Here is a 6820-nt window from a genome sequence, read left to right as displayed (position 1 = left end):
GCCCACGGGCGGGTGGTGCGTCCCGCCCACGGGCGGGTGGTGCGTCCCGCCCACGGGCGGGTGGTGCGTCCCGCCCACGGGCCATACGGCACGATGGTCGGGTGGCCGCAACCGAAGCCGATCCCGACCTGCTGATCGACTTCCGGAATGTCTCGCTGCGCCGCGGTGGCCGCACCCTGGTCGGTCCGATCGACTGGGCCGTCGAGCTCGACGAACGCTGGGTGGTCATCGGCCCCAACGGCGCCGGGAAGACCTCGCTGTTGCGCATCGCCGCCGCATCCGAGCATCCATCCACCGGCACCGCCTACGTGCTGGGGGAGCGACTGGGCCGGGTCGACGTCAGCGAGCTACGCTCCCGGATCGGCTTGAGCTCAGCGGCACTGGCCCAACGCATCCCCACCGATGAAGTGGTTCGCGACCTCGTCGTTTCCGCCGGCTACTCGGTGCTGGGCCGCTGGCGGGAGGCCTACGAGGACGTCGACTACCGCCGAGCCGTCGACATGCTGGAAAGCCTCGGCGCCGAGCACCTGGCCGACCGCACCTACGGGACGCTGTCCGAAGGCGAACGCAAGCGGGTACTGATCGCGCGGGCGTTGATGACCGATCCGGAACTGCTGCTACTCGACGAGCCGGCTGCTGGGTTGGACCTGGGCGGCCGCGAAGAGCTGGTTGCGCGATTGGCCGACCTGGCGGCCGATCCGGACGCGCCCGCGCTGGTGCTGGTCACGCACCACGTCGAGGAGGTGCCGCCGGGCTTCAGTCACTGCCTGCTGCTGTCGGAGGCGCAGGTTGTGGCATCCGGTCTGCTGCCCGACGTGCTCACCGCCGAGAATCTCTCCGCGGCCTTCGGACAGCGGATCGCGTTGGACGTTGTGGACGGGCGCTACTTCGCGCGGCGAGTGCGCACCCGAGCGGCTCATCGGCGGCAACCATGAACGACCCGTACGTGCCGCTGCCGGCGCGCCCGGCCGCGACCATCATGTTGGTTCGCGACGCCCCCGGCGGGGTGGATGTCTTCCTGATGCGTCGGCACTCGAAGATGGAGTTCGCCCCCGGCGTGATCGTGTTTCCCGGCGGCGGGGTCGACGACCGCGACCGCAACGCCGATATTGCGTGGGCCGGTCCGCCGCCGCAGTGGTGGGCCGAACGCTTCGGCATCGAAACCGAGCTGGCCATCGCGCTGGTCTGCTCGGCGGTCAGGGAAACGTTCGAGGAATCCGGGGTGCTGTTCGCAGGGCCGGCTGACGGCCCAGATGGCCCGGACGGCCCAATCGGTGTGGTAGGGGACGCCTCGGTCTACGCCGAGGCCCGCCGCGCGCTCGACGATCGGACGCTGTCCTTCGCCGACTTCCTGCGTAACGAGAACTTGGTGCTGCGCTCGGATCTGCTGCGGCCATGGGCGAACTGGGTCACCCCGGAGGCCGAGCGAACCCGCCGCTATGACACTTACTTCTTCGTGGCAGCCCTGCCCGAGGGACAGCGAGCCGACGGCGACAACACCGAATCCGACCGGGCCGGGTGGGCGCGGCCGCAGGACGCCATCGACGACTTCGAGGCCGGACGCAACATCTTGCTGCCGCCGACCTGGACCCAGCTGGACTCGCTGGCCGGCCGTACCGTCGCCGAGGTGCTGGCCGTCGACCGGCAGATCACCCCGGTGCAGCCGCTGCTGGAAAAACGGGGCGACAACTGGGTTTTCGAGTTCTTCGATTCCGACCGCTACCATCGGGCCCGCGAAAAGGGCGGATCGATGCAGTGGCCCCTGTGATGGCCCCTGTGAGTGCGTGTTGAGTGAGTTCGTCAGCGTCGTGGTCAGCGACGGTACGCAAGATCCTGGCCTGGCCATGCTGCTGCTCTCGCGGCCGCCCACCAACGCGATGACCCGACAGGTCTATCGCGAGATCATCGCAGCCGCTGAGGAACTGGGCCGCCGCGACGACGTCTCCGCGGTGATCCTGTTCGGCGGCCACGAAATCTTCTCCGCCGGTGACGACATGCCCGAACTTCGCACGCTCAACGAGGCCGAGGCCGGCACCGCGGCCCGGGTACAGCGCGAGGCCGTCGACGCCGTCGCCGCCATCCCCAAACCGACCGTCGCCGCCATCACCGGCTATGCGCTCGGTGCCGGACTCACCCTTGCTTTGGCTGCTGACTGGCGGGTCAGCGGCGACAACGTGAAGTTCGGCGCGACCGAAATCCTGGCCGGACTGGTCCCCGGCGGCGGCGGAATGGCCCGGCTGACCCACGTGGTGGGAGCCAGCCGCGCCAAGGAGTTGGTGTTCAGCGGACGCTTCTTCGACGCCGAGGAAGCACTCGCCCTGGGTCTGATCGACGACATGGTGGCCCCCGACGCGGTCTACGACGCCGCCGCGACGTGGGCCAGACGCTTCCTGGATGGTCCCGCGGACGTGCTGGCGGCCGCCAAAGCGGGAATCAATGCCGTCTACGGTGCGATGACCGCACGGGCTGCCGAAGGCGAGCGGCACGGCGGTTAGGCTCCCTGCATGACGAGGAGTACTGAAATCCCCGCAGACGCGGCTCCGAATCCGCATGCAACTGCCGAGCAGGTCGAAGCCGCCCGGCACGACAGCAAGCTCGCCCAAGTCCTCTATCACGACTGGGAAGCCGAGAACTACGACGAGAAATGGTCGATCTCCTACGACCAGCGCTGCGTCGACTACGCCCGCGGCCGGTTCGACGCGATCGTGCCCGAGGACGTGATCCGCGAACTGCCCTATGACCGCGCGCTGGAACTGGGCTGCGGCACCGGGTTCTTCCTGCTCAACCTGATCCAGGCCGGGGTGGCCCGGCGCGGGTCGGTCACCGACCTGTCGCCGGGCATGGTCAAAGTTGCCACCCGCAACGGGCAGTCATTGGGCCTGGACATCGACGGCCGCGTCGCCGACGCCGAAGGCATCCCGTACGACGACGACACCTTCGACCTGGTGGTCGGGCACGCCGTGCTGCACCACATCCCCGACGTCGAACTTTCGCTGCGTGAAGTGATCCGGGTCCTCAAGCCGGGCGGCCGGTTCGTCTTTGCCGGTGAGCCGACCAGCGCCGGCAACGTCTACGCCCGCGGCTTGTCGACGCTGACCTGGCGGGTGGCGACCAACGTGACGAAACTCCCCGGATTCGGCAGCTGGCGCCGGCCGCAGGAAGAGCTCGACGAATCCAGTCGTGCCGCAGCGCTGGAAGCGATAGTCGACCTGCACACCTTCGCCCCCGAGGATCTGGAGCGGATGGCCGCCAACGCCGGCGCGGTGCAGGTCCAGACCGCCAGCGAGGAGTTCACCGCCGCGATGTTCGGCTGGCCGGTCCGCACCTTCGAGGCATCGGTGCCGCCAGGCCGCCTGGGCTGGGGTTGGGCGAGGTTCGCATTCAACGGCTGGAAAGCGCTGAGCTGGGTGGATGCGAACGTTTGGCGGCATGTGGCCCCGAAAGGCTGGTTCTACAACGTGATGGTCACCGGGGTCAAACCCTCCTGAGCGTCGCGTTCGGACTCGACGACGTCGATTACCTGCGGTCAGACTCCGGCGCCGCGGCCTTGGCGACGGTCGCCGAGTTCGAGTTGAGCGACGCGACGCGGATCAGCGATATCGCCGCTGTGCGTGCCCGGTTCGGGGAGCGCGCGCCGGTGCTGGTGGAGACGACGCTGCTGCGGCGCAAAGCGGCCGGCAAGCTGAGCGCGTTGGGCGATCCCTCGCGCTGGCTGTTCACCGACGACGCGCTGCAGCAGGCCACCGCGGCACCGGTGGCGCTGCACCGCGCGAAGCGGTTGGCCGGACGCGTCGTGCACGACGCCACCTGTTCCATCGGCACCGAAATGGCCGCGCTGAGCGGCTCGGCGGACCGGGTCATCGGCAGCGATATCGACCCCGTCCGGCTCGCGATGGCCCGGCACAACCTGGCCGCCGGAAATCACCGGGCCGACCTGTGCCTCGCCGACGCCCTGCGTCCGGTAACCCGCGGCGCGGTCGTGGTCGTCGACCCGGCGCGACGCAGCAGCAGCGGTCGCCGCCGTTTCAGCCCCGCCGCCTACCAGCCCGCGCTCGGCCCGCTGCTGGACGTCTACCGCGGTCGAGAGTTGGCCGTAAAGTGCGCTCCCGGAATCGATTTCGACGAGGTCAACCGGTTGGGGTTCGCCGGCGAGATCGAGGTGACGTCGTATAGCGGCGCGGTCCGAGAGGCATGTTTGTGGTCGGCCGAATTGGCCCAGCCCGGCGTGCGTCGGCGGGCAAGCATTCTCGACCGCGACGAATACCTCACCGACGCCGACCCCGACGACTGCCCGGTGCGGCCCGCCGGACGCTGGATCGTCGACCCCGACGGCGCCGTGGTACGTGCCGGACTCGTTCGTCACTACGGCGCCCGCCACGCGCTGTGGCAGCTGGACCCAGCCATCGCCTATCTGTCCGGTGACCGGCTGCCGTCGGGAGTGCGTGGCTTCGAGGTGCTCGATCAGCTGGCCTTCGACGAACGGCGGCTGCGTCAGGCCTTGTCCGCGCTGGACTGCGGCGTGGTCGAGATCCTGGTCCGAGGCGTGCAGGTGGACCCGGACGGACTGCGCCGACGAATGCGCCTGCGCGGCAGTGTGTCGCTGTCGGTGGTGATTACTCGCATCGGCGCCGGGGCCGCCAGTCACGCGGTGGCATACGTTTGCCGAGCTTCTTGGTAACGCCGGGTACGCTGACGGCGATTACCTGATAAGGGCGTATCACGCCCTCTGGGTGGGCGAGGACTTGGTGCTAGGACAAACGACGATGCGATATCTCCGTGCGGCCGCTACGTCGGCTGCCGTGTTTGCTGCGGGAATCCTGCTGGGCTGGCCGGCCGGCATCGCCGAGGCCGCACCGGCGTCCTGCGCCAGTTTGGGCGGCGCCATGGAGGCCGCCCAGATGTGCCACATCCACCAGTCGGGCCCTACCTACACCCTGGACATGACCTTCCCGGTCGACTACCCGGACCAACAGGCACTGACCGACTACGTCACGCAGAACCGCGACGGGTTCGTCAACGTCGCGCAGGGATCAGGGCGCCGCGACCAGCCCTACCAGATGGACGCCACCAGCGATCAACACAGCTCCGGCCAGCCGCCACGCACTCGCAGTGTGGTGCTCAAGTTCTTTCAGGACCTCGGCGGAGCCCGACCGTCCAACTGGTACAAGGCTTTCAACTACAACCTGGCCACCAAACAACCCATCACCTTCGACAACCTTTTCGCGCCCAACACCAACCCGTTGGATGCCATCTACCCGATCGTGCAGCGCGAGCTGGAACACCAGAGCGGGCTGGGCGTGGCGATCTCACCCGGCGCCGGGCATGACCCCACCAACTACCAGAACTTCGCCATCACCGACGACGCGCTGATCTTCTACTTCGCCCAGGGCGAGTTGTTGCCGTCATTCGCCGGGGCCACCCAGGTGCAGGTGCCGCGCAACGCCATCCCGCCGCTTGCGCTCTGAGCCTCAGGCAGGGGCGAAGGTGTAGACCTGGCCGTCGCTGGTGGTCACCACGACCCGCTGATCCTTGCCGACGGAAACCCCGAGCGGATAGCCGGTGGCAGCTGGGAGGGGATAGCTGTTGATGGTGTGTCCGTTGCCGGGGTCGAAGACCAGCAAAGACATCCCGGCGAGCACGCTGTAACCGACGTTGCCGCCGGCCAGCGACGACGTCGACAACGCCACGACGTCGTCGCGTCGCCAGGCCATCTCGGCGTGGTCACCGGCATCCCGGAACGCCACCAGCCGTGCCTGGGGGCCACCGCCTGACACGATCAGTCCCTGTGGGCTGACCGCCGGTGGTGTTTGGGCGGAAAAGTCAAGTGGTGCAGACCATTTCGGCTTTCCGTCAGTGGCATGCAAGGCCCACAACCGTTGGTCGCGGCCGTTGACGTAGACGGTGGTTCCGTCCGCGGAAAGCACCGGGCTGGCGACCACGCCGGCGCTGACGGCGTCGCTGGTCCATTCGCGGGTGAGTTGGCCGTCGCGGTACTTCAGCCCGACCAGTCCCGCGACCGGTGCGCCGGGCTGCCACACGTTGACGATCAAGGTCTGGCTGGCTGTGGAAAAGGCGGGTGCGGCGGCGACCGGGCAGCCGGGACGGGCCGGCTCGCAATCGGCCAGTCCACGTGTCGCGTCGGCGGGGTCGACACCGTCGACCAGGTCCAGTGCGGTGCCGACCACCGCGCCGCGGTGGGTGTCGAAAACGAGCAACTGTCCCAGGTGGGTGCTCACCAGGAGGTGGCCGTCACCGAGAAAGCGCGGCGTGGTCGGCATGCCGATGACGGGCTCTCGCCAGCGAGTCCACTGCGTCGGCGGGAAAGAGATGATCGCTCCCGGCTGCCCAACGTAGAGGTTGTCGAAACCGTCGAACAGCGGGCCGCCGACACCGCCGCCCTGGAGCAGTCGCATGCACCAGCGCTGTCGGCCGTTGCCGGTCTCCCATTCCATCAAGGAGCATCCGGCGGGCGTCTGCGCATTCAACGCCAGATAGCCGCGGGCGCCCAGCGCCGGCCCGGCGGCCAGGCTTCCCTTCACCGAGCGAGTCCAGCTCAGGGCGAGTTTGGTGGCGCCGGTAACGGTGGTGTAGCTGCTGTTCGCAGCGTCGCCGTACTGCGCAGGCCAACCCAGCGCGGGGGAGGCGTTCACCCAGGAGTCCGTGTTGCCGCAACCGCCGATGCCGACCATGAGCACGGCCGCACCAGCGGCCGCTAGGAGACGTCGCGCGAGCACCTCGCCCTTTCTGGTCTTGGCAGCAGCGATTGAGTACAGGTGAGGGTAACCCGAGGCGCACGGCACGCCCGGGATTGCCCGACCTC

At 68.7% G+C, this 6820-nt stretch carries 7 protein-coding genes; 6 read left to right on the top strand and 1 reads right to left on the bottom strand.

The genetic code is table 11. The annotated features are described in order from the left end of the window. Positions 1-83 precede the first annotated feature (83 nt). The 6 genes from A5634_RS09800 (at position 84) to A5634_RS09775 (ending at position 5465) form a co-directional block, all read left to right on the top strand. Positions 84-935: an ABC transporter ATP-binding protein gene (locus A5634_RS09800; RefSeq protein WP_065143846.1), complete on the top strand. Its 852-nt coding sequence runs from the start codon at positions 84-86 to the stop codon at positions 933-935. Beyond that, a complete protein-coding gene (locus A5634_RS09795; RefSeq protein WP_065143845.1) occupies positions 932-1768 on the top strand; it encodes an NUDIX hydrolase in 837 nt (278 codons plus the stop codon). The genes A5634_RS09800 and A5634_RS09795 overlap by 4 nt, the downstream gene beginning before the upstream one ends. Positions 1769-1787: 19 nt before the next feature. Next, entirely contained in the window at positions 1788-2495 is a 708-nt protein-coding gene (locus tag A5634_RS09790) for an enoyl-CoA hydratase (protein ID WP_065143854.1), read from the top strand. A gap of 9 nt (positions 2496-2504) precedes the next feature. Then, the gene (locus tag A5634_RS09785; RefSeq protein ID WP_065143844.1) at positions 2505-3488 is read left to right on the top strand and encodes a class I SAM-dependent methyltransferase; all 984 of its coding nucleotides are present in this window, start codon (positions 2505-2507) and stop codon (positions 3486-3488) included. Beyond that, a complete protein-coding gene (locus tag A5634_RS09780; protein ID WP_081290322.1) occupies positions 3446-4678 on the top strand; it encodes a THUMP-like domain-containing protein in 1233 nt (410 codons plus the stop codon). The genes A5634_RS09785 and A5634_RS09780 overlap by 43 nt, the downstream gene beginning before the upstream one ends. 85 nt (positions 4679-4763) lie before the next feature. Further along, the gene (locus tag A5634_RS09775) at positions 4764-5465 is read left to right on the top strand and encodes an esterase (RefSeq protein ID WP_065143852.1); all 702 of its coding nucleotides are present in this window, start codon (positions 4764-4766) and stop codon (positions 5463-5465) included. Between the two features lie 3 nt (positions 5466-5468). Here A5634_RS09775 and A5634_RS09770 read toward each other — a convergent pair whose 3' ends face one another. Beyond that, positions 5469-6689 carry an outer membrane protein assembly factor BamB family protein gene (locus tag A5634_RS09770; RefSeq protein ID WP_065143851.1) on the bottom strand — a complete coding sequence of 407 codons (1221 nt, stop codon included), beginning with the start codon at positions 6687-6689 and terminating at the stop codon, positions 5469-5471. Positions 6690-6820 lie beyond the last annotated feature (131 nt).

Origin of the sequence: Mycobacterium asiaticum (genome assembly GCF_001673365.1) — a bacterium.
GTDB lineage: Bacteria > Actinomycetota > Actinomycetes > Mycobacteriales > Mycobacteriaceae > Mycobacterium > Mycobacterium asiaticum_A.
The sequence above is the reverse complement of the archived record's forward strand: the minus strand, read 5'-3'. Positions and strand labels throughout refer to the sequence as shown.

Coding starts and splice junctions, on each gene's coding strand:
- A5634_RS09795 (WP_065143845.1), top strand. CDS start 932: ATGAACGACCCGTACGTGCCGCTGCCGGCGCGCCCGGCCGCGACCATC.
- A5634_RS09785 (WP_065143844.1), top strand. CDS start 2,505: ATGACGAGGAGTACTGAAATCCCCGCAGACGCGGCTCCGAATCCGCAT.
- A5634_RS09775 (WP_065143852.1), top strand. CDS start 4,764: ATGCGATATCTCCGTGCGGCCGCTACGTCGGCTGCCGTGTTTGCTGCG.
- A5634_RS09770 (WP_065143851.1), bottom strand. CDS start 6,689: ATGGTCGGCATCGGCGGTTGCGGCAACACGGACTCCTGGGTGAACGCC.